22 protein-coding genes are annotated in these 22836 nt (G+C 62.8%); 7 read left to right on the top strand and 15 right to left on the bottom strand.

Annotated elements, in window-relative coordinates; all coding sequences use genetic code 11:
- Positions 1-7 precede the first annotated feature (7 nt).
- Positions 8-1219, top strand: coding sequence for an NADP-dependent isocitrate dehydrogenase (locus NKH41_RS13345; protein WP_352449387.1), 1212 nt, complete (start codon positions 8-10; stop codon positions 1217-1219).
- Between the two features lie 11 nt (positions 1220-1230).
- Positions 1231-1857: a glutathione S-transferase family protein gene (locus NKH41_RS13340; protein WP_352932896.1), complete on the top strand. Its 627-nt coding sequence runs from the start codon at positions 1231-1233 to the stop codon at positions 1855-1857.
- A 201-nt stretch (positions 1858-2058) separates the two neighbouring features.
- On the opposite strand, the gene NKH41_RS13335 is transcribed toward NKH41_RS13340, so the two are convergent.
- The 3 genes from NKH41_RS13335 to recA all read right to left on the bottom strand — a co-directional run bounded on the left by NKH41_RS13335 (position 2059) and on the right by recA (position 6940).
- Complete coding sequence (locus NKH41_RS13335) at positions 2059-2853, bottom strand: PhzF family phenazine biosynthesis protein (protein WP_352932893.1); 795 nt, start codon at positions 2851-2853, stop codon at positions 2059-2061.
- A gap of 64 nt (positions 2854-2917) precedes the next feature.
- Positions 2918-5584, bottom strand: a complete 2667-nt coding sequence (gene alaS / locus NKH41_RS13330; RefSeq protein WP_352932932.1) for an alanine--tRNA ligase — start codon at positions 5582-5584, stop codon at positions 2918-2920.
- A 258-nt stretch (positions 5585-5842) separates the two neighbouring features.
- Positions 5843-6940 (bottom strand): recombinase RecA, encoded by a 1098-nt coding sequence (recA, locus tag NKH41_RS13325; protein ID WP_023674696.1) that lies wholly within the window; start codon positions 6938-6940, stop codon positions 5843-5845.
- A 277-nt stretch (positions 6941-7217) separates the two neighbouring features.
- Here recA and NKH41_RS13320 point away from each other — a divergent pair, with 277 nt between their 5' ends.
- Positions 7218-8168: a PfkB family carbohydrate kinase gene (locus tag NKH41_RS13320; protein ID WP_352932890.1), complete on the top strand. Its 951-nt coding sequence runs from the start codon at positions 7218-7220 to the stop codon at positions 8166-8168.
- Between the two features lie 6 nt (positions 8169-8174).
- Here the strand turns inward: NKH41_RS13320 and NKH41_RS13315 are convergent, their stop codons facing one another.
- The gene (locus NKH41_RS13315) at positions 8175-8498 is read right to left on the bottom strand and encodes a TfoX/Sxy family protein (RefSeq protein WP_023674693.1); all 324 of its coding nucleotides are present in this window, start codon (positions 8496-8498) and stop codon (positions 8175-8177) included.
- Between the two features lie 90 nt (positions 8499-8588).
- Between NKH41_RS13315 and NKH41_RS13310 the strand changes: the two genes are divergently transcribed.
- Positions 8589-9086 (top strand): GFA family protein, encoded by a 498-nt coding sequence (locus NKH41_RS13310; RefSeq protein WP_352932887.1) that lies wholly within the window; start codon positions 8589-8591, stop codon positions 9084-9086.
- Positions 9087-9229: 143 nt separating this feature from the next.
- Here the strand turns inward: NKH41_RS13310 and sufA are convergent, their stop codons facing one another.
- From sufA to NKH41_RS13270, 8 genes are all read right to left on the bottom strand, one after another.
- The gene (sufA, locus tag NKH41_RS13305) at positions 9230-9610 is read right to left on the bottom strand and encodes a Fe-S cluster assembly scaffold SufA (RefSeq protein WP_006206001.1); all 381 of its coding nucleotides are present in this window, start codon (positions 9608-9610) and stop codon (positions 9230-9232) included.
- Positions 9611-9724: 114 nt separating this feature from the next.
- Positions 9725-10114, bottom strand: a complete 390-nt coding sequence (locus NKH41_RS13300; protein WP_352932884.1) for an SUF system Fe-S cluster assembly protein — start codon at positions 10112-10114, stop codon at positions 9725-9727.
- A gap of 5 nt (positions 10115-10119) precedes the next feature.
- Positions 10120-11361: a cysteine desulfurase gene (locus NKH41_RS13295; RefSeq protein WP_352926426.1), complete on the bottom strand. Its 1242-nt coding sequence runs from the start codon at positions 11359-11361 to the stop codon at positions 10120-10122.
- 179 nt (positions 11362-11540) lie between these two features.
- Positions 11541-12809 carry a Fe-S cluster assembly protein SufD gene (gene sufD / locus NKH41_RS13290; RefSeq protein WP_352926423.1) on the bottom strand — a complete coding sequence of 423 codons (1269 nt, stop codon included), beginning with the start codon at positions 12807-12809 and terminating at the stop codon, positions 11541-11543.
- A 25-nt stretch (positions 12810-12834) separates the two neighbouring features.
- On the bottom strand, positions 12835-13590 hold the full coding sequence (sufC, locus tag NKH41_RS13285) for a Fe-S cluster assembly ATPase SufC (RefSeq protein WP_352681963.1): 756 nt from the start codon (positions 13588-13590) through the stop codon (positions 12835-12837).
- Positions 13591-13662: 72 nt separating this feature from the next.
- A complete protein-coding gene (locus NKH41_RS13280; protein ID WP_352681965.1) occupies positions 13663-13980 on the bottom strand; it encodes a hypothetical protein in 318 nt (105 codons plus the stop codon).
- A gap of 10 nt (positions 13981-13990) precedes the next feature.
- On the bottom strand, positions 13991-15508 hold the full coding sequence (gene sufB / locus NKH41_RS13275; protein ID WP_352932881.1) for a Fe-S cluster assembly protein SufB: 1518 nt from the start codon (positions 15506-15508) through the stop codon (positions 13991-13993).
- 188 nt (positions 15509-15696) lie between these two features.
- Entirely contained in the window at positions 15697-16875 is a 1179-nt protein-coding gene (locus tag NKH41_RS13270; protein ID WP_352932879.1) for a cysteine desulfurase family protein, read from the bottom strand.
- Between the two features lie 255 nt (positions 16876-17130).
- Here NKH41_RS13270 and NKH41_RS13265 point away from each other — a divergent pair, with 255 nt between their 5' ends.
- The gene (locus NKH41_RS13265) at positions 17131-17805 is read left to right on the top strand and encodes an alpha/beta hydrolase (RefSeq protein WP_023674683.1); all 675 of its coding nucleotides are present in this window, start codon (positions 17131-17133) and stop codon (positions 17803-17805) included.
- Between the two features lie 6 nt (positions 17806-17811).
- Positions 17812-18462 carry an FMN-binding negative transcriptional regulator gene (locus NKH41_RS13260; RefSeq protein ID WP_352932876.1) on the top strand — a complete coding sequence of 217 codons (651 nt, stop codon included), beginning with the start codon at positions 17812-17814 and terminating at the stop codon, positions 18460-18462.
- 42 nt (positions 18463-18504) lie between these two features.
- Here NKH41_RS13260 and NKH41_RS13255 read toward each other — a convergent pair whose 3' ends face one another.
- Together NKH41_RS13255 and NKH41_RS13250 are read right to left on the bottom strand one after the other, a co-directional pair.
- Positions 18505-18837, bottom strand: coding sequence for a lipid-A-disaccharide synthase N-terminal domain-containing protein (locus NKH41_RS13255; RefSeq protein ID WP_023674681.1), 333 nt, complete (start codon positions 18835-18837; stop codon positions 18505-18507).
- Entirely contained in the window at positions 18830-19558 is a 729-nt protein-coding gene (locus NKH41_RS13250; RefSeq protein WP_352474713.1) for a glycosyltransferase family 2 protein, read from the bottom strand. Before NKH41_RS13250 ends, NKH41_RS13255 begins: the two co-directional genes overlap by 8 nt.
- A gap of 388 nt (positions 19559-19946) precedes the next feature.
- On the opposite strand from NKH41_RS13250, the gene tyrS reads away from it, so the two are divergent.
- On the top strand, positions 19947-21200 hold the full coding sequence (gene tyrS / locus NKH41_RS13245) for a tyrosine--tRNA ligase (protein ID WP_352932873.1): 1254 nt from the start codon (positions 19947-19949) through the stop codon (positions 21198-21200).
- A 531-nt stretch (positions 21201-21731) separates the two neighbouring features.
- Here the strand turns inward: tyrS and NKH41_RS13240 are convergent.
- Positions 21732-22826 (bottom strand): alkene reductase, encoded by a 1095-nt coding sequence (locus NKH41_RS13240; protein ID WP_352932870.1) that lies wholly within the window; start codon positions 22824-22826, stop codon positions 21732-21734.
- Positions 22827-22836 lie beyond the last annotated feature (10 nt).

The raw sequence follows: 22836 nt of genomic DNA, 5'->3' as shown, positions 1-22836 counted from the left end.
TCTTTCCATGGCGAAGATCAAGGTGGCGAACCCGGTCGTCGAACTCGACGGCGACGAGATGACCCGCATCATCTGGCAGTTCATCAAGGACAAGCTGATCCACCCTTATCTCGACCTCAAGCTCGAATATTACGACCTCGGCATCGAGCACCGCGACGCCACCAACGACCAGGTGACCATCGATTCGGCCAATGCCATCAAGAAATACGGCGTCGGCGTGAAATGCGCGACGATCACGCCCGACGAGCAGCGCGTCGAGGAATTCAAGCTGAAAAAGATGTGGAAGTCGCCGAACGGCACCATCCGCAACATCCTCGGCGGCACCATCTTTCGCGAGCCGATCATCATGAAGAACGTGCCGCGGCTGGTGCCCGGCTGGACCAAGCCGATCATCGTCGGCCGCCACGCCTTCGGCGACCAGTACCGCGCCACCGACTTCCGCTTCCCCGGCAAGGGCAAGCTGACAATCAAATTCGTCGGCGAGGACGGCCAGGTGATCGAGCACGACGTCTTCGACGCACCCGGCGCCGGCGTCGCCATGGCCATGTACAATCTCGACGAATCGATCCGCGAATTCGCCCGCGCCTCCCTGAACTACGGCCTGCTGCGTAATTACCCCGTCTACCTCTCGACCAAGAACACCATCCTCAAAGCCTATGACGGCCGCTTCAAGGACATCTTCCAGGAGGTCTACGAGGCGGAGTTCGAAACAGAATTCAAAGCTAAGAAGCTCTGGTACGAGCACCGGCTGATCGACGACATGGTGGCCTCGAGCCTGAAATGGTCGGGTGGCTATGTCTGGGCCTGCAAGAATTATGACGGCGACGTGCAGTCCGACACGGTGGCGCAAGGCTTCGGCTCGCTCGGCCTGATGACCTCGGTGCTGATGACGCCGGACGGCAAGACCGTCGAGGCGGAAGCCGCGCACGGCACCGTCACCCGCCACTATCGCCAGCACCAGAAGGGCGAGGAGACCTCGACCAATTCGATCGCCTCGATCTTTGCCTGGACGCGCGGCCTCGCGCACCGCGCCAAGCTCGACGACAATGCCGAACTGAGGCGCTTTGCCGAGACGCTGGAAAGGGTCTGCATCCAGACGGTCGAGTCCGGCTTCATGACCAAGGACCTGTCGCTGCTGATCGGCCCCGACCAGCCATGGCTTTCGACCACCGGCTTCCTCGACAAGATCGACGAGAATTTGCAGAAAGCGATGGCCTGAGCCCAACCAGCATGGGCAAGCCCGTCGTCTACGGCGCGGACTACAGCGTCTACGTGCGCATCGTGCGGCTGGTGCTGGAGGAAAAGGGCGTCGGCTACGAGCTCGTGCCCGTCGACATCTTTGCCGCGGACGGCATTCCCGGCTGGTATTTCGAGCACCAGCCGTTCGGCCGCATCCCGGCCTTCGAGCATGACGGCTTTCGCCTCTACGAGACCGGCGCGATTGCCCGCTATGTCGACGAAGCCTTTGGCGGCCCGGCGCTGCAACCGGTCGAAGCCCGGCCTCGAGCACGCCTGAACCAGATCACCGGCCTGCTCGACGCCTACGCCTACAGGGCCATGGTCTGGGATGTCGCTGTCGAGCGGCTGGAAAAAACGTCGCCCGACGAAGCCGTGATCGCCAACGGGTTGCGGCAGGCAAGAACGACATTGCAGGCCCTCTCTTCGCTGAAAGCCGAAGGGCCTTGGCTGTTGGGGACGGACCTGACGCTGGCCGACCTGCACGCCGCGCCGATCATCGGCTATTTCGTCAAGGTCGCCGAGGGACAAGCCCTGCTGGCCGAGTTTGCCGAGATTCGGGATTGGTATGCGCGCATCACTCAACGCGCGAGTTTTGCGAAAACCGAAAAGGCAGGGTGAAACCGCGGCGAGGCGCGGCAACTTCGCACGACCTGGGTTCCTCGCCCCGCTTGCGGGGAGAGGTGGCTCGGCGAAGCCGAGACGGAGAGGGGAAATCGGCGCATTCCAAAAGCGCCTTTTGATTGCGCTGGCCCCCACTCCGGCCGATTCGCGGCCACCTCTCCCCCACTTCGTGGGGGCGAGGAACCGGAGGCAAGCCGCTCAATCGGGAAGGTAGATCTCCGCCTTCATGAAGGTCTTCGCACGGCCTGTGATCAGCACGCGATCTCCGGCCAGTTCGCATAGCAAATGCCCGCCGCGCTGCGAGCATTGGAATGCCGACAGATGCATCTTGCCGAGTTTTTCAGACCAATAAGGCACCAGCGTCGCATGAATGGAGCCGGTTACCGGATCCTCGGGAATGCCCGCCCCAGGCACGAAGTAACGGGAGACGAAATCGTGGGCTCGCCCAGGCGCGGTAATAACCAGGCCGAGAGGATGAAAACGTCCGATCCTGAGCAGATCGGGAACGAAAGATCGCACGGTTGTCTCGTCGGCAAGCTCGACAATCAGGTTCTCGAAATTGCGGAAGCTCGCAACCGGCCGCTGAGGCAATATCGCTTGCAGCGCCGAGTTCAGCTCTTCCTCGACGGGCTGCGGCGGAAAACAAGGCAGATCGAGCTGATAGCCCCCTTCCCACCGGGAAACCCGCAGCTCGCCGACCCGGGTGGCGAAGGCCATTTCGCCCTGACCATTGTATTCCGTGGCCAGCACATGGGCGGCCGCAAGAGTGGCGTGGCCGCAGAAGTCGACTTCGTGGACCGGCGTGAACCAGCGCAAATCCCAACCTTTGCCATTCGGCCGCACAAACGCGGTTTCAGCAAGATTGTTTTCGTTGGCGATGGCCTGCATTACCTGCTCCGACAGCCATTCCTCTAAAAGGAGAACGGCGGCAGGGTTACCCTGGAAGGCCCGTTCGGCAAAGGCATCGACCTGATACATCGTCAGCGTCGGCATATCGGCCCTCAGAGATATCCACTGGGCGACGCGCCATTTCGGCCGTGCCGCCCCGGGTGCAGGTTCACGCCGCTTCGAGAGCCGCCTTCACCGCAGCGATCGCGTCTTCGGCCTTCGAGGCGTCCGGGCCGCCGGCCTGAGCCATATCGGGTCGCCCGCCGCCGCCCTGCCCGCCCAATGCCGCGGACGCGACGCGCACCAGATCGATGGCGCTGAAGCGGCCGGTCAGATCATCGGTGACGGCGACGACGACGCTTGCCTTGTTGTCCTCGCCGGCGCCGACAAAGACGACGATGCCGGAGCCGAGCGACTTCTTGCCGGCATCGGCCAACGGCTTAAGATCCTTTGGCGAGACGCCCGATACCGCCTTGCCGAGAAAACCGACACCGGCAATGGTTTCGTTTTCCGCCGGCACACCGGCTGGCGAGCGATCGCCCAGCGCCAGCTTCTTGCGCGCCTCTGTCAGCTCCTTTTCGAGCTTCTTGCGTTCGTCGAGCAGCGCCTCGACGCGGGCCGGCACATCGGCCGCCGAAATCCTCAGCGCTGCGGCGGCCGCCTTCAGCCGCTTGTCCTGTTCGTCGAGATGCTTTCTGGCCGCCTCGCCGGTCAACGCCTCGATGCGGCGCACGCCGGCAGCGACCGCGCTGTCGGACAGGATACGCACCAGGCCGATATCGCCGGTCGCCCTGACATGCGTGCCGCCGCATAGCTCGACCGAATAAGGCCGGTTGGCCTTGGCGCCATGCAAGCCCGTGCCCATCGAAACGACGCGCACTTCATCGCCATATTTCTCGCCAAACAGCGCCATGGCGCCTTCGGCAATGGCGTCGTCGACAGACATCAGCCGCGTGGTTACAGGGCCGTTCTGAACGACGATCTCGTTTGCCATGCGCTCTACCTCTTCGAGCTCGTCAGGCGAGATCGGCTTGTTGTGGGAGATGTCGAAGCGCAGACGCTCGGGCGCAACCAGCGAGCCCTTCTGCGCCACATGGGTACCCAGCACCTCGCGCAGCGCCTCATGGATCAGATGCGTGGCGGAATGGTTAGCGCGCAGCCTGGAGCGGCGCGCGTGGTCCACCTTCAGCTCGACGGTCGCGCCTGTCTTGACCGTGCCGTTAGCCACCTTGCCGAGATGGACGAAAAGCCCATCGGCCTTCTTCTGGGTATCGGATATCTCGATCGAGAACCCGTCGCCCGAAATGACGCCGGTGTCGCCCATCTGGCCACCGGACTCGCCATAGAACGGCGTCTGGTTGACAACCACGGCAACGGCGTCACCTTTGCCGGCGCTGTCGACGGTCTTGCCGTCCCTGACCAGCGCCTGGATGAGGCCTTCCGCCTGCTCGGTCTCATAGCCGAGGAACTCGGTGGCGCCGGCGTTCTCGCGCACCGGAAACCAAACCGTCTCGGTCGCCACGTCGCCGGAGCCGGCCCAGCTTTTGCGCGCCTCCGCCTTCTGCCGCTCCATCGCCTCGGTGAAGCCGGCAAGGTTGACCGAGATGTTGCGCTGGCGCAGCGCGTCCTGCGTCAGATCGAGCGGAAAGCCATAGGTGTCGTAGAGCTTGAACGCTGTCTCGCCATCCAGCATGTCGCCGGAGGCCAGCTTTTCCGTCGCCTCCGAAAGCAAGCCCAAGCCTCGCACCAGCGTCTTGCGGAAGCGCGTCTCTTCCAGCTTCAGCGTTTCGGTGATCATCTGTTCGCCGCGCACCAGTTCCGGGTAGGCTTGGCCCATCTCGCGGACCAGCGCCGGCACCAGGCGCCACATCAGCGGATCGCGGGCGCCGAGCAACTGCGCGTGGCGCATGGCGCGGCGCATGATGCGACGAAGCACGTAGCCGCGGCCTTCGTTGGACGGCAGCACGCCGTCGGCGACCAGGAAGCAGGACGAACGCAGGTGATCGGCGATGACGCGCAACGATGCGACGGCGTCCGCATCCGGACCGCGGCCGAGCGCCGACGATGCGGCGTCGATCAGGTGACGGAACAGGTCGGTTTCGAAGACGCTTTCAACGCCTTGCAGGATGGAGGCCATGCGCTCGAGGCCCATGCCCGTGTCGATCGACGGACGCGGCAGGTCGATGCGCTCGTCTTTCGTCACCTGTTCATACTGCATGAACACCAGGTTCCAGAACTCGAGGAAACGGTCGCCGTCCTCCTCGGGGCTGCCGGGAGGGCCGCCCCAGATATGCTCGCCACGGTCGATGAATATCTCCGAACACGGCCCGCAAGGCCCGGTGTCGCCCATCGCCCAGAAATTGTCCGAAGTCGCGATGCGGATGATGCGATCGTCCGAAAGGCCGGCGATCTTCTTCCAGTACGAAGCCGCCTCGTCGTCGGTGTGGTAGACGGTGACCAGCAGCTTGTCCTTCTTCAGCCCGAACTCCCTGGTGATCAGGTTCCAGGCAAGCTCTATGGCCCGCTCCTTGAAATAGTCGCCGAAGGAGAAATTGCCGAGCATCTCGAAGAAGGTCAGGTGGCGCGCGGTGTAGCCGACATTGTCGAGGTCGTTGTGCTTGCCGCCGGCGCGAACACTCTTCTGGGCAGTCGTGGCGCGCGAATAGGGCCGCTTCTCCAGACCGGTGAAAACGTTCTTGAACTGCACCATGCCGGCATTGGTGAACATCAGCGTCGGGTCGTTGCGCGGCACCAGCGGGCTTGACGCGACGACCTCGTGACCTTCCTTGCGAAAATAGTCGAGAAATGCCGACCGGATCTCGTTGACGCCGCTCATGAATACTGCCTTTTCGAGAGAACCGCCGGCTGCCGGCGGAAAATAGACATGGCCTTTTAGCGGTCGCACCGCAGCCTGTCCAGAAACACCAAATGGGCTCAAATCCCGGCTTTCACCAGCGCCTTGAAATGCGTCTGCCTCGCCGTCAAACGCGAACCGCCGGCCTGGGCCGGCGGTTCGAAACGCATCGATTACGCAAACTCAAAATCAAAACATCAAATCGAAACCTGGCTGAGGCTCAGCGAGGCGTCGCTTGCCCTACATCACCCCAGCGTCGTCCTCGAAACCGTCGTCGCTGCTTTCTGAGCCGCCGTTCTCAAGGAATTTCTCAGCGATCAGCCCGGCATTCTGCCGTAGCGCCAGCTCGATCTCGCGCGCCGTGTCGGGATTGTCGCGCAGGAACAGTTTTGCGTTTTCGCGGCCCTGGCCAAGACGCTGCGAATTGTAGGAGAACCAGGCGCCCGACTTTTCGACCACGCCCGCCTTGACGCCGAGATCGACCAGCTCGCCGGTCTTGGAGACGCCCTCGCCATACATGATGTCGAACTCGACCACCTTGAAGGGCGGCGCCAGCTTGTTCTTGACGACCTTGACGCGGGTCTGGTTGCCGACGACCTCGTCGCGATCCTTGACCGAGCCGATGCGGCGGATGTCGAGGCGGACCGAGGCATAGAATTTCAACGCATTGCCGCCGGTCGTCGTCTCGGGCGAACCGAACATGACGCCGATCTTCATGCGGATCTGGTTGATGAAGATGACCATGGTGTTGGAGCGCGAGATCGAGGCGGTGAGCTTGCGCAGTGCCTGGCTCATCAGGCGGGCCTGCAGGCCGGGCAGCGAATCGCCCATCTCGCCTTCGATTTCCGCCCGCGGCGTCAACGCCGCCACCGAATCGACCACCAGCACGTCGATGGCGCCGGAGCGCACCAGCGTGTCGCAGATCTCCAGCGCCTGCTCGCCGGTATCGGGCTGCGAGATCAAAAGGTTTTCGAGATCGACGCCGAGCTTGCGGGCATAGACCGGGTCGAGCGCGTGCTCGGCATCGACGAAGGCGCAGATGCCGCCCTTCTTCTGGGCTTCGGCCACCGTGTGCAGCGCCAGCGTCGTCTTGCCCGAGCTTTCCGGCCCGTAGATCTCGACGATGCGGCCGCGCGGCAGGCCGCCGACGCCAAGCGCGATGTCCAGCCCAAGCGAGCCGGTCGGCACCGTCTCGATCTCGACGACCTGCTCGTTCGCGCCGAGCCGCATGATCGAGCCCTTGCCGAAGGCACGCTCAATTTGCGACAGCGCCGCATCCAGAGCCTTTGATTTGTCCACCGCTTTGTCCTCTACAAGCCGCAAAGAATTCTGAGCCATGATACATCACCCCGTGGTCGTCAATGGAGGCCGGACAATCCCGCAATCCTTAAAAGAATGTACCTCATTTGTTCTCATTTGTCAATGAGCACCAAGGGCTTGAAAAATAACGCATATCCCTATTTGTTCTATTTTTGTTTCGCAATTATTGCTTCCGATGTGTCTCGCCTCGCATGCGGCGCCGTTGCCGTCACCAACCGAATCGGACCCGCGATTGCAGGGTTCCGCCCGGCGACCTAGTCTCCCCCGGGCAACAACTAAAGGGCATTTTGACGGCATGATCAAATCCCCGACGATCCTGGCCGTGGGCGGCGCCTATATCGAGCGGCGCGGCCGGGTTGCCGGCGCCTTCGTGGCGGCCGCTTCCAACCCCGGCACGATGCGCGAGCATGTCGGCGGTGCCGTCTTCAACGCCTTGCGCTATGCGGTGCGACGCGGCGCCTCGGCCGCGCTGCTTTCGGTGCGCGGCGGCGATGCGCTTGGCGACACGGTCTTACGCGCCGTCACCGAGGCCGGCGTTGCCGACCTGTCGGCGGTGTTCCTCGACCGCGCGACGCCAAGCCATACGATGCTGATCGACAGCGACGGCGGGCTGATCGCCGGCCTTGCCGACATGGTGCTCTACGAGCTGGCGCTTCCCAAGCAGATCCGCCGCGCCAAGGTGCGGGAAGCGATCGGTTCGGCCGACGCGGTGCTGTGCGACGCCAACCTGCCGTCGACCGCGCTGGAGCGGCTAGCGGCACTCGCCGCTGGCAAGCCGGTGTTTGCGCTTGCGGTCTCGCCCAACAAAGCGGCGCGGCTGACGCCGGTGCTCGACCGTCTGGCGATGGCCTTCATGAACCGGCACGAGGCCGGCGTGCTCGCCGGCGTCCAAATCGATCAAGGCATCGTCGACGGCCTGAGACGCGCCGGGCTGAAAAGCGGCGTGATCACCGCCGGCGACGAACCAGTGCTCGGTTTCGACGAATTGAGCGCGTTCTCGATCTCGCCACCGCCGCTACAAAAGCGGACCGATGCTGCCGGCGCCGGCGACGCATTGGCAGGCGCGACGATCGCCGCCCTGCTGCGCGGCCTGACGCTGCGCGCAGCGCTGCGGGAAGGCGTTGCCGCAGCGATGCTTGCCGTCGAGGGTGCCGCCCTCACCGGCGCCGGCTTTGCCGAGGCGCTGGCGCTCGTGCCCGAAGCGCGGGACTGGTATGAAGTGCGGCCCGGAATTGCCGAAGCATGACGCAGCCTATTTGCCGGCGCGCCGTCCTGCCTCGTAGGCGCGGCGTGCCCAGATCGCCATCTCGTCGGGATCGTCGAAGGCGCTGTCGGGAACGCTCCAATAGGGCATCGACACGAGCTTGCCGTGGCGCGAGCCGGTATAGGTCCATTGCCGGCAGCCGGCCGCTTCGAAATCCGGGGCGCTTTCGGCGTCGGCCTTCAGCATCAATTCGCCACCGATGACGATGGCGACGATGACGCCGTCGAAATAGATGCCCTTGCCGCCGAACAGCTTGCGGATGCTGACCGGGCCGAGGCCTTCGAAAAGCTCTTCTATGCGCTCGTTGTCCATGCGGCGATCATGTCACCCGGATTTCCCCTTGTCATCGACGCAACCGGCACCATCCTGACAAGTTCAGAATCAATTTCGTCGGAGTTTTTCATGCCGCTTCTGCTCAAAGGGTCCTGCCGGTGCAATGCCGTATGTTTCGAGGTGGAAAGCCACACGCCGGTGCCGTTCATGCTGTGCTACTGCTCGATCTGCCGCAAGCAGCAGGGCGGTGGCGGTTTTGCCATCAATCTCGGCGCCGATTACGAGACGCTGAAAATCCAGGGCAAGCGCCATCTCGGCGTCTACCGCGCCGAGATCGAGGACGACGAGCACCCGCAACGCGAGACCTCGACGGGCGAGCGGAACTTCTGCACGAAATGCGGGACGGCACTCTGGCTCTACGATCCGACCTGGCCGGAGCTTGTGCATCCGTTCGCCTCGGCTGTCGACACAGACCTGCCGAAACCGCCGGAGAAGGTGCATCTGATGCTGAAATACAAGGCGAATTGGGTCGAGCCGGATATCGGCAAGGGCGACAAGGTCTTCGACGTCTACCCGGAGGAGTCGATCGCAGACTGGCACAAGCGAACGGGGATGTGGGTGGATTAGCGTTCTTCTCCCCGTCGCTATACGGGGAGAAGATGCCGGCAGGCAGATGTGGGGCGGCGCAAACATTGCGAACGCCGGCTCGGCCCCTCATCCGGCCCTTCGGGCCACCTTCTCCCCGTATAGTGACGGGGAGAACGAAAACCTCAGGCCGAAGCGCGCGCCTCGGCCAGTGCCTTCAGATCAGCCGGCTTCAATTCGACCGATTCGCCGCAGCCGCAGGCCGAGCTCTGGTTCGGATTGCGGAAGGTGAAGCCGGTTCGCAGTGTCGTCTGCTCGAAATCCATCTCGGTGCCGAACAGGAAAAGTGCCGCCTCCGGCGCGACATAGACATGGGCGCCATCGCGCTCGATATGGTCGTCCTTGGTGTTCGGCTCGGTCACCAGATCGACCGTATATTCCATGCCGGCGCAGCCGCCCTTCTTGATGCCAAGGCGAATGCCATGCGCATTCTCACGGGTCGCGACGATCTCGCGCACCCGGTCGGCAGCCTTTTCGGTCATCGTGATGACGGCGAAGCGTCCCATGTCTTTCCTTCTCTATTCTTTGCAGGTTCAAGGCCTGCCGAATGATTCCTCACCTAAAATGGTGAAGTTTTGTACCCGGCGCAAGTGCGCCAGCCTCTGTCTGGTCGGATGCTACTACCAGCCCACCGCCACCTGTGCCTCTTCCGACATGCGGTCGGGCGACCAGGGGGGATCGAAGGTCATGTTGACCTCGACGCCGGAAACGCCTTCGACGGCGCCGACGGCATTTTCGACCCAACCCGGCATTTCGCCGGCCACCGGGCAGCCGGGCGCGGTCAGCGTCATGTCGATCTTGACCGAGCGGTCGTCCTCGATGTCGATCTTGTAGACCAGGCCTAGCTCGTAGATGTCGGCCGGGATTTCCGGGTCGTAGACCGTCTTCAGCGCCGAGACGATGTCGTCGGTCAGCCGCGCCAATTCGTCGGCGGGGATTGTCGATCCGGAAACCGCCGCATTGGTCGTCGCTTCCGAATTGGTCTCGGCGGTGTGGCTGGCATCATCCATGATCGTCACCCGAAGAATTTTCGCGCTTTTTCCAGCGCATCGGCCAAAGCATCGACTTCGGCCCTGGTATTATACATGCCGAACGACGCCCTGCATGTGGATGTTACGCCGAAGCGTTTCAACAGCGGCTGCGCGCAATGCGTGCCGGCGCGGACCGCCACTCCCTGCCGGTCGATGACCATCGACACGTCATGGGCATGGATACCCTGCAGCTCGAACGAGATGATGGCGCCCTTGCCGGGCGCATCGCCGAAGATGCGCAGCGAGTTGATGGCGCGCAGTTTTTGATGCGCATAGTCCTTCAAATCGGCCTCGTGCGCGGCGATGCGTTCGCGGCCGATCTTTTCCATGTATTCGAGCGCGGCACCAAGCCCGATTGCCTGCACGATCGGCGGCGTGCCGGCCTCGAAACGGTGCGGCGGATCGTTGTAGGTGACGATGTCTTGCGTCACCTCCTCGATCATCTCGCCGCCGCCCATGAACGGGCGCATGCGCTCCAGAATATCCTTCTTGCCATAGAGCACGCCGATGCCCGACGGGCCATAGACCTTGTGGCCGGTGAAGACGAAGAAATCGCAGTCGAGATCCTGCACGTCGATCGGCATATGCACGGCGCTCTGGCTGCCGTCGACCAGCACCGGAATGCCGCGCGCGTGCGCGATGCGCACGATCTCCTTCATCGGCGTCACCGTGCCCAGCGCGTTCGACATATGGGTTATGGCGACCAGTTTTGTCCGATCGGTCAGCCGCTTTTCGAATTCCTCGATGTGAAAAACGCCGAGATCGTCGACCGGTACCCAGACCAGCTTCGCGCCCTGCCGCTCGCGGATGAAATGCCACGGCACGATGTTGGAATGATGCTCCATGATCGACAGCACGATCTCGTCGCCTTCGCCGATATTCGGCATGCCGAAACCATAGGCGACCGTGTTGATCGCCGCCGTGGTATTCGAGGTGAAGACGATGTTGTCGGTGCTCGGCGCATTGAGGAAACGGCGCACCGTCTCGCGAGCCTTCTCATAGGCGTCGGTCGCGGCATTCGACAGGAAATGCAGGCCACGATGGACGTTGGCATATTCCTGGGAATAGGCGTGCTGGATAGCGTCGAGCACCGCCTGTGGCTTCTGCGCCGAGGCGCCATTGTCGAGATAGACCAGCGGTTTGCCGTAGACTTGCCGCGACAGGATCGGGAAGTCGCGGCGGATCGCCTCGACGTCATAGGGGATGTTTTCGACTTTCTGGTCCATTACAAGCTCTCTCGAGGCACCGCCTCATTCTGTCCAGCACCCCTCATCCGACCGAGCTTCGCTCGGCCACCTTCTCCCACAAGGGGAGAAGGAAGAGCGCCTCTCCTTCTCCCCTTGTGGGAGAAGGTGGCGCCGAAGGCGACGGATGAGGGGTGTTGGCACCAACCCCTCAGTCACCTCTACCCGTGCGTCAAAAACCAATCGTCGAGCCGTGCTTCCAGCGCCTCGACGATGGCCTCGTCGTCCAGTTCCTCGATCACTTCGGCGACGAAGGCCTTGACCAGCAAGCCGCGCGCGGTCTTCTCGTCGACGCCGCGCGCCATTAGGTAGAACAGATGGCTGTGGTCGATCTCGGTGACGGTCGCGCCATGGCCGCAGACGACGTCGTCGGCGAAGATTTCGAGCTCCGGCTTGGTCGAGAACTCGCCGTCGTCCGACAGAAGCAGCGTGTTGCAGGCCATCTTGGCGTTGGTCTTCTGCGCATATTGGTGGACGTTGATGCGGCCCTGGAAGACGCCGCGCGCCTTGCCGGTCACCACATTGCGGATGACTTCGGTCGAGGCTGTGTGCGGTACGGCGTGGTCGAGCACCATAGTGACATCGGTATGGGTATCGCCGGCGAGCAGATTGATGCCGCGCAAGGTGAATTCGGCGCCCTCGCCGGTCGTCTTCACAACGACCTCCTGGCGCACCAGCTTGCCGCCGGCATTCATGACGAACAGCGTCAGTTTCGAATTCTTGCCGAGATGCGCCTTGAACTGGGCAAGGTGCGTCGCCGTATCCGGATGCTCCTGCACGATGAGCCATGTCACTTCGGCGCCCTCGCCAAGCACAAGCTGGCTGACCGAACTGACCAGCGCCGCCCCCTCGCCTGCCTGGCGCTCGACGACGACAGCCTTGGCGCCGGCGCCGACACGGACGGCCAGGCGTACATGCGTCTGTCCACCGGCCTGCAAATTCTGCAATTCGATCGGCTTTTCCAGTTGGGCACCGTCGGCGATGTCGACGAAATAGCCGTCGGCGACAAAGGCAGTGTTGAGCGCGCCGATGGCGTCGTCGCTGCCATAGGAATCCAGCCCCGGGGCGATGCTGCCGTCGGTCAGCTTCTCCGACAGGCGCTGCACGGCAACGCCTTCGATACCGGGCAGTTTCGTACTCGAAACGCCGTTCAGCACCGGCAAAACCGAGGAGCCTTCGACGATCGGCGCAATGGCTTTCGCGACCGCTGCCGGATCGAAGTCCGGCACCGAGGTCAGCAGCCGGCGCAGGTCCGTATAGTGCCAGGATTCGATGCGCCGCGTCGGCAGGCCGCTCTTGATCGCCTCGATGGCGTCGTCGCGCTTCAGCATCACCGCGCCGTCGCCAGGCAGCAGCGACAGCCGCTCGCCAAAGGCGTCGATCAGCGCCGTTTCGGCCAATGTTCGCTGGGGTGTCGTGTGCATATTCATCAGTTTCGTCCCGCCTTCCGGCATCTCACGCGGCTTGCCCGATCACGCCGGCATAGCCATTGGCCTCGAGATCGAGCGCCAGCGACTTGTCGCCCGACTTGATCACCTGGCCCCTGTAGAGCACGTGCACCGTATCCGGCACGATGTATTGGAGCAGGCGCTGGTAGTGGGTTATGACGACAATGGCCCTATCCGGCGAGCGCAGCGTGTTGACGCCGTCCGCGACGATCTTCAGCGCATCGATATCGAGTCCGGAATCGGTCTCGTCGAGGACACACAGCTTCGGCTCGAGCAGCTTCATCTGCAGGATCTCGGCGCGCTTCTTCTCGCCGCCGGAAAAGCCGACATTGAGCGGCCGCTTCAGCATCGCCATGTCCATGTTGAGCGAGGCGGCAGCTTCCTTCACGCGCTTGAGGAATTCCGGGATTTTCAGCGGCTCCTGGCCGCGCGCCTTGCGCTGCTCGTTCATCGCGACCTTCAAAAATTCCATCGTCGCCACGCCCGGTATCTCCATCGGATACTGGAAGGCGAGGAAGATGCCGGCGGTTGCGCGCTCGGCGGGATCCATTTCGAGGATCGACTGGCCGTTGTAGAGGATGTCGCCCTCGGTGACCTCATAATCCTCGCGCCCGGCAAGGATATAGGACAGCGTCGATTTTCCCGAGCCGTTCGGCCCCATGATGGCGGCGACCTCGCCGGCCCTGACCGTCAGGTTCAGGCCGCGAATGATCTCGGTGCCGTCGTCGACGATACGGGCATGGAGGTTTTTTATCTCAAGCATTTTTTGCAGTCTTTCAGTCGTATTGGATCGTGGCGTTAGCCGCTGAATGAATGTGTTACGTCAATCTCGCCTTCATGGACTCGTGCCCTCCTCAGACCAGAGGCCGGACCCGTCAATAAAGCCGAGCGCTTCCTTCCCGCCGCAGCCGAACCGACGTTTTACCGAACGCCGCGCGTCCAAACGCGAAACGCCCGACGCCCGCTGACTGCTAAGAAATTTTTCAACTTCGTCAGATGTCACGACCAAATCACGAGCCGGCTGGAGTTCGAGCCCATACCGTCCGCGAATCTCCTTGATCGTCTTAATCGGGTCTTCCCCACGAGCATTCTGTTCGCGCACAAACTCCTGCGCGTCGGTATGTGGGGATACGTCTCTGTCAACAAGGTTCATGGCGACGTTACTACCCTACACTCCCCTCGAGGCTGATCCCGATCAGTTTCTGCGCCTCGACCGCGAACTCCATCGGCAGCTGCTGGATGACGTCCTTGACGAAGCCGTTGACGATCAGCGCGATCGCCTCTTCTTCCGGAATGCCGCGCTGCATGACGTAGAACTTCTGGTCCTCTGAAATCTTCGAAGTGGTCGCCTCGTGCTCGAACTGCGCGGTCGAATTCTTGGCTTCCATGTAGGGCACGGTGTGTGCGCCGCACTGGTCGCCGATCAGCAGCGAGTCGCAATTGGTGAAGTTGCGGGCGTTGGTCGCCTTGCGGTGCGCCGAGACCTGGCCGCGATAGGTGTTCTGCGAGTAGCCGGCGGCGATGCCCTTGGAGATGATGCGGCTCGACGTGTTCTTGCCGAGGTGGATCATCTTGGTGCCGCTGTCGACCTGCTGGTAGCCGTTCGAGACGGCGATCGAATAGAACTCGCCAGAGGAATCGTCGCCGCGCAGGATGCAGCTCGGATATTTCCAGGTGATCGCCGAACCGGTCTCGACCTGCGTCCACGAAATCTTCGAGCGATGGCCGCGGCAGTCGCCGCGCTTGGTGACGAAATTGTAGATGCCGCCCTTGCCTTCGGCGTCGCCGGGATACCAGTTCTGCACCGTCGAATATTTGATCTCGGCATCGTCGAGCGCGATCAGTTCGACCACCGCGGCGTGAAGCTGGTTCTCGTCGCGCTGCGGCGCCGTGCAGCCTTCGAGATAGGAGACGTAAGCCCCCTCCTCGGCGATGATCAGCGTGCGCTCGAACTGGCCGGTATTCTTCTCGTTCATGCGGAAATAGGTCGACAATTCCATCGGGCAGCGCACGCCCTTGGGCACGAAGACGAACGAACCGTCGGTGAACACGGCCGAATTCAGCGTTGCGTAGAAATTGTCGGAGGTCGGCACGACCGAGCCGAGATACTTCTTCACCAGCTCCGGATGCTCGCGGATGGCTTCCGAGATCGAGCAGAAGATGACGCCGGCCTGCGCCAGCTCCTTCTTGAAAGTGGTGACGACGGAGACGGAATCGAACACCGCATCGACGGCGACGCGGCCCGACTTGTAGACGTTGTCGCTGGCTTCCTCGAACTCCGACGCATCGGTCTTCTGCACGCCGGCGAGGATTTCCTGTTCCCTGAGCGGAATGCCGAGCTTCTCATAGACCTTCAGCAGTTCGGGATCGACCTCGCTGAGCGAAGTCGGCCCCGGCGTGCTCTTGGGCGCGGCGTAATAGTGGAGGTCCTGGAAATCGATTTTAGGATAGTGGACGCGCGCCCATTTCGGCTCGTCCAGCGTCACCCAGCGGCGATAGGCTTCCAGGCGCCATTCCAGCATCCAGGATGGCTCGTCCTTCTTCGCCGAAATGAAGCGGATAATGTCTTCGCTCAGGCCCTTGGGGGCCTTGTCCATCGCGATTTCGGTCTGGAATCCGTATTTATACTGGTCGACATCGATCTTTCGAACTCGATCGATCGTCTCCTGCACAGCAGGCATCAGCGTTCTCCATCCACGCCGGGGTCAAGGCCCGGCAGTTTTCAAACTATGGCACCGCAAACGAGCACCCATCAGGCACCCGAGGCGGCGTAAGCTTCATATAGTGCGTTCATGCCGGAAATTCACCCGGCCAAATTCGAACGCACGGCTTCTACCAGGCCGCAAGCCCTACATTTCGTCTGCCGCGCTCAGGCGGCTCGTTCCCTGCTTGCCTTTTCCTTACCGGCTTGGCGCGCGACGATCGTCGCCAGCGCCGAACGGAACAGCTCAATGTCTTCAGCGCTGGTCGCGTGGCCGACGGACACGCGCAACGCGCCGAGGCTGTCGCCATAACCCATGGCTTTCAGCACGTGACTCGGCCCTACTTTGCCCGACGAACAGGCCGATCCAGCCGAGAGCGCCACACCGGCTAGGTCGAAGGCAATCTGCGCCGTCTCGGCCTTGATGCCGGCAATAGCGAAGAATGTCGTATTGGCAAGCCTTGGCGCGCCGGTCCCGAAGATTTCGGCGTCCGGAACAAGCGTTTTCACGATCGCCTCGATTTCGTCGCGACGCTGCCGCACCGTTTCGATCGTTTGCAAGCCGGCAGACGCCTCACGCGCCGCCGCGCCAAACCCGGCAATCGCCGCCAGGTTTTCGGTGCCGCCGCGATGGCCCTTTTCCTGGCCGCCGCCGCTGACCAGCGGCTTCGGCATCATCAGGTCCGACGCCGCGACCATGGCGCCGACGCCCTTGGGTCCGCCGATCTTGTGCGAGGAGAGAATCAGATAGTCTGCGTAACCCGCTGACATATCGAGCGGAATGCGGCCCGCCGCCTGCACGGCATCGACAACCAGGATGCCACCCGCCGCCTTGACGATTTCGGCAATGCGGCCAACCGGCTGGATGACGCCGGTCTCATTGTTGGCAGCGTGGATGGCCACCAGCGGCAAGCCTTCGGCCTTGTCATGCTGGGCGAGAGCCTCGGCCAAAACGTCGAGCCTGGCGACGCCGTCGGCGTCGACGCCGATCCGTGTCACCTGCGCCGCTGGGAAACGCCCGCCGTTCAGCAGGCAAGGATGATCGGCCTCGGACACATAGAGCCGGCTCATACGGACAGCGCCGCGCCCCATCTGCCAGTCCGGCGTCAGCAGCGTCGAGGCCGCTTCCGTCGCGCCGGAGGTGAATACGACATGCTCGGCTTTGGCGTTGACCAGTCGCGCCACGTCGCGCCTGGCGTCCTCGATCAGCCGCCGTGCAGCGCGGCCCTCGGCATGAACCGAGGACGGGTTGGCGGCAACGTCGAGCGCAGCCACCACCGCCGCGCGCGCCGAGGCAAGCAGCGGCGCGCTGGCGTTGTAGTCGAGATAGGCGCGTGCTCCGGCCATTTCCGTCCAACTGGTCCCTTCAAAAGCCGTTCCGCGAAGATAGCGCGTTATTTCCTTGAAATTGCAAGGCAAGACGTCCTATTTACGCGGCTTGCGGCGCGGGTGGCCGAGCCACAATTTTTGGCCGCCCAGTTTTGAACAATTCTAAACTAGCTTCTAGAAAGACGCTCGCCCTGCGTCAAGGCCTAGGGAAGACTGGGGCCAGAGGAAGAGTTGTTCCGGGCGCCGCGCAATTTATGCCAAGTGGAGTATTTCATGCCTGAGGTCATTTTCACCGGTCCGGCCGGCCGCCTGGAGGGTCGTTATCAGCCCTCGAAGGAAAAGAGCGCGCCGATTGCCATCGTCCTGCACCCGCACCCCCAGTTCGGCGGGACGATGAACAACAAGATCGTCTACGACCTCTTCTACATGTTCCAGAAGCGCAATTTCACCACGCTGCGCTTCAATTTCCGCGGCATCGGCCGCAGCCAGGGCGAGTTCGACCACGGCACCGGCGAATTGTCCGACGCCGCCGCGGCGCTCGACTGGGTGCAGTCGCTGCATCCGGATTCCAAGAGCTGCTGGGTTGCCGGCTATTCGTTCGGCTCGTGGATCGGCATGCAGCTTCTGATGCGCCGGCCGGAGATCGAGGGCTTTATCTCGGTCGCGCCGCAGCCCAATACCTATGATTTCTCGTTCCTGGCGCCATGCCCGTCGTCCGGCCTGATCATCCACGGCGACGCCGACAAGGTCGCGCCGCCCAAGGACGTGCAGGGCCTGGTCGACAAGCTGCACACGCAAAAGGGCATTACCATCACCCAGAAGACCCTGCCCGGCGCCAACCATTTCTTTGCCAACCATGCGGAGCTTCTGATCGAGGAATGCGCGGACTATCTGGATCGCCGGCTGGCCGGGGAACTGTCCGACCCACGGCCGAAGCGGCTGAGATAATCGGCGATGTACCAACCGCCTCACTTCCAGGAAACACGGCCGGACGTCCTGCACGGGCTGGTCCGGGCGCATCCGCTTGGCCTGCTGGTGTCGAACGGCGTCGAGGGGCCGGTCGCCAACGCGATTCCCTTTCTTCTAGACGCGGATGTGCCACCGAACGGCAGGCTGCGCGCCCATTTGGCCAAAGCCAATCCGCAATGGCGGCTTTTGGCCGACAATCCCCCGGCGCCGGTGCTGGTCGTCTTCCAGGGCGCCGATGCCTACGTGACGCCGTCCTGGTACGAGACCAAGCGTGAAACCGGCAAGGTGGTACCGACTTGGAACTACGCCATCGTCCAGGTGCGCGGCAGCGTCACGGTGATCGAAGACCAAGATTGGCTGGCCGAGCAGATTTCCGATCTGACGATGTCGCAGGAGGGCAGCCGCTCGGCGCCGTGGGCGGTGACCGACGCGCCGGCACCCTTCATCCAGTCGCAGATCAAAGGCATCGTCGGCCTGGAGATCGAAATCACCGAAATCAGCGGCAAATGGAAAGTCAGCCAGAACCGCCCGGCCGCCGACCGCGTCGGTGTCGCCGAGGGGCTCGAGAGCGAGACTGCCGATTCGGCCGACATGGTCCGGCTGGTAAGGTCTTACGGCGGGCTGGACGGCAAGTAATCCGGATTGCTTGCTCGACCGGTTCAGGCCGCGGTGGCGGGCTCAATCGACCTTGGTCATCGCCGCCTTGCGCTCGTTGGCGATCAGCCAGAGATTGCGGATGTAGATCAACAGGCCCATGGCCTGGCCGGCGATGAACACCGGATCCTGACGCTGGATGGCGTAGATCAGCAGCAGGCCGCCGCCGAACAGCGAAAAGAACCAGAAGGCGATCGGCACGACGCTGCGCTTGGCCTTTTCCGACGCCACCCACTGCACCAGAAAGCGCATGGTGAAGAAGAACTGGGCGACGAAGCCGAGCAGAACCCAGGCATCGAATTGCTTGACGAAAACATCGTGAAGCCAGGTCGCCAATTCCTGAAGCACGTTACCCATGCCTGATTTCCTCTACTTTGGGCATTCTGCGGCGCCTGCGGCGCAGCCACCAGACGCCGGCAAGATCGAGCACGCCCTGCAGGCCGCGATCGAAGATGCCGTAATTCGATTTGCCGTGACGGCGGGAGCGGTCGACGACATCGCAATGGACGACGCGGTAGCCCTCCTGGATGACCAGCGCCGGAACAAAGCGGTGGGTGCCGTCGAAGAACGGCAATTTCCGCAAAATGTCGGTGTAGATCGCCTTGAGGCCGCAGCCGGTATCCCGCGTCTCGTCGTGCAGGATGGCTTTTCTCAGCCCGTTGGCGAAACGCGACGCCAGTTGCTTGATCTTGCTGTCGCGGCGCTTCAGACGCTGTCCCTGCGCGGCCCCGACTTCGGGACCAGCCTGCCGCAGCGCGTCGATCAACACCGGGATGTAGCCGGGGTCGTTCTGACCGTCGCCATCGATGGTGGCGACGATATCGCCGCGCGCCGCCCAGGCGCCCGAGCGCACCGAGAGCGACTGTCCGGCGGATTTTTCATGCCTGAGATGGCGCAGCGGAAACCGGCGAAGCGCTGCCTCTGCGGCAAGCACCGAAGGCGTATCGTCCGTCGAGCCGTCGTCGACGACAATGACCTCGAAGTCCCGCCCGGCCATGGCAGTGCCGATCTCGTCGAGCAGAAGCGGCAGGTTCGCCGCCTCGTTCCGGCAAGGAATGACGATGGATATCTCCGGCATCTCGACTCTGTCACAGGATATGGCATTCGATCGATGCCGCGCGGTCCAGTGGAAGAGCCCCGCTGGCGCGGCGCCTCATTACGCCAGCCGAAACAATGACGCAAGCAGGCCGCACGCTTGGGGTTCTCCCTTCTCCCCTTGTGGGAGAAGGTGGCCGCGCGAAGCGCGGTCGGATGAGGGGTGTTCCAGCTTGGCAACGACGGCACTCCGTCCAACACCCCTCAACCGTCTCGGCGCTGCGCGCCAATCCACCTTCTCCCACAAGGGGAGAAGGCAAGAGGGTGTCGCAAAAACCGGATTCCACTTTTGCTGATCGCGCTTGAGTGCTAAACGCCCGCCTTCATGCATAGCCGAGCCGCGTTCGGCCGGAAGCTTTTCGGGAAAGAAAATGTCCGTCTTCAAATCCGATTTCCTGCGCACGATGAGCGAGCGCGGTTTCATCCACCAGACCTCGGACGATGCCGGCCTCGACCAACTTTTCGCCACGGAAACGGTGAGCGCCTATATCGGCTTCGACGCCACCGCCAGGAGCCTGCATGCCGGGTCGCTCATCCAGATCATGATGCTTTACTGGCTGCAGCAGACCGGCCACCGGCCGATCGCGCTGATGGGCGGCGGCACCTCGATGATCGGCGATCCGTCGTTCAAGGACGAGGCGCGCAAGCTTTTGACGCCGCAGGATATTGAGGACAATCTCGCCGGCATCCGCCGCAACTTCACGCCCTACCTCAAATTTGGCGGCGGCCCCAACGACGCCGTCATGATCAACAATGCCGACTGGCTGATGGACATCAACTACGTCAATTTCCTGCGCGATGTCGGCCGGCATTTTTCGGTTAACCGCATGCTGGCCTTCGATTCGGTCAAGCTCCGGCTGGATCGCGAGCAGTCGCTGTCGTTCCTCGAATTCAACTACATGATCCTGCAGGCCTACGACTTCGTCGAGCTCTACAAGCGCCTCGGCTGCCGGTTGCAGATGGGCGGCTCCGACCAGTGGGGCAACATTGTCAACGGCATCGATCTCGGCCATCGCATGGAAGGCGCGCAGCTTTATGCGCTGACGACGCCGCTGCTCACCACCTCCTCCGGCGCCAAGATGGGCAAGTCGGCCTCGGGCGCGGTCTGGCTCGATGCGGAGATGCTGAGCCCGTACGAGTTCTGGCAATACTGGCGCAACACCGAGGATGCCGATGTCGGCCGTTTCCTGAAGCTCTACACGACCCTGCCACTCGCCGAGGTCGGACGCCTCGAACGGCTCGGCGGCTCGGAGATCAACGAAGCCAAGAAGATCCTCGCCACCGAAATCACCGCCATGCTGCATGGCCGCGAGGCGGCGGAGGAGGCCAGCGAAACGGCGCGTAAGACGTTCGAAGAAGGGGCGCTCGCCGAAACACTGCCAACCGTCGAGGTGGGCAGGGCCGATCTTGAAGCCGGCGTCGGCATATTGTCGCTGTTCGTCACCGCCGGGCTGGCCGGGTCCAACGGCGAGGCACGGCGGCATATCCAGGGCGGCGCCGTGCGCCTCAACGACCAGCCAGTTTCCGACGATCGCAGGATGGTGACGCTGCAGGATCTTGGCCCGGGAAACGTCGCGAAACTGTCGCTCGGCAAGAAGAAACACGTTCTGGTGCGGCCGGTCTGACCAGGGCCCGGTACTTCCTGTTAGATCTTTTCCGAAACCGGTTTCATCTTGCGGCGCTGACCTTCGGTTCGGAATCACCGCCGAGGTTAATCAGCTAGCTCCCGAGAATGGCCGAGGTGCCATTCGTCTCATCGATCGGATCGAGCAGGTAGCGCAAATAGCGGACGTTCTGCGGCGCTTCGATGAACGTCTTGTTCGGTTCACGGAAGCTGACTTGCGGCTTGGAGGCTTGGAATGTGAGAAGCGGACATTCAGGCGCCTCCATGTGTCGACGCGATCTGACCCATTCACGACAGTCGAAATCACGGTGAACGGGTCCGCTTGCGCCGGTAAAGCGAACGTACGACGTGCTACGAATCTCGCCTGGCTGGTCCTGGGCGGACCAGAGGAGCTAACGTCTATGCTATAGCCCTCCATGGCCCTCCTGAATCCCTGGGTTTGGACACCAGTTCGAGCGGAACGCCAGAGAGATGCCCTGAGGCGCTGCTGTCACGTGGGATGGCTGCCTCGCAGGCGCCGCCCTCCGATAGCTCATGGGCGGCTTGAGGCGGCGATCGCGGGATAGTCGGTATAGCCAGCGGAGCCGCCGCCATAGAGCGTCGCCGAGTTGAACTCCGTCAGCGGCGTGCGCGTCTTCAGCCGTTCCACAAGGTCGGGATTGGCGATGAACGGGCGCCCGAAGGCGAACAGATCCGCCTTGCCCTCGGCGAGCCGCGACGCCGCGAGGTCGAGGTCGTAGCCGTTATTGGCGATATAGGTATTGTTGAAGCGCCGGCGGAGCGATCCGAAGTCGAACGGCGCGACATCGCGCGATCCACCCGTGGCGCCCTCGACGACATGGATATAGACGATGCCCAAAGCATCGAGTTTATCGACGATATAGTCGAACTGCGCCTGGGGGGCGCTGCTCGAGACGCCGTTGGCGGGCGAGACGGGCGAAATCCGGATGCCGGTGCGCTCTGCGCCGATCTCCTCGACCACCGCAGTCGCAACCTCCAGCATCAGCCGGGCGCGGTTCTCGACCGATCCGCCATAAGCATCCGTGCGGACATTGGCACCGTCCTTGGCGAACTGGTCCAGCAGATAGCCGTTGGCGCCATGAATCTCGACGCCATCGAAGCCGGCCTCAATGGCGTTCGCGGCTGCTTGCCGGAAATCGTTGACGATCCCCGCAAGCTCGTCGAGCGCCAGCGCGCGGGGCTCCGAAATCTCGACAAAGCCGTTGTTCACGAACGTCTTGGTGGCGGCCCGGATTGCCGAGGGCGCGACGGGCGCGGCGCCGTTCTCCTGCAGATCGACGTGCGAGACGCGGCCGACGTGCCAGAGCTGCAGGAAAATCCGCGCGTCCTTGGCGTGCACCGCGGTCGTGACCTTTCGCCAGCCGTCGATCTGAGCCTGAGAATAGATGCCGGGCGTGTCCTGGTAACCTTGTCCCTGCCGCGAGATCTGCGTGGCCTCGGAGATCAGCAGGCCGGCGGAGGCCCGCTGGCCGTAATACTCGGCGGCAAGATCGCCCGGAACGAAGCCCGGGCCAGCGCGATTGCGCGTGAGGGGCGCCATGACGATACGATTGGAGAGCGTCAGCGAGCCGAGAGAATAAGGCTCAAAAAGTGCTTTGTTGGTCATAGGTCACCTT

The sequence above is a fragment of the Mesorhizobium sp. M1169 genome (assembly GCF_040318345.1).
Lineage (GTDB): Bacteria > Pseudomonadota > Alphaproteobacteria > Rhizobiales > Rhizobiaceae > Mesorhizobium.
Note: the sequence above shows the minus strand (reverse complement) of the source record. Positions and strands in the feature narration are given on the sequence as shown.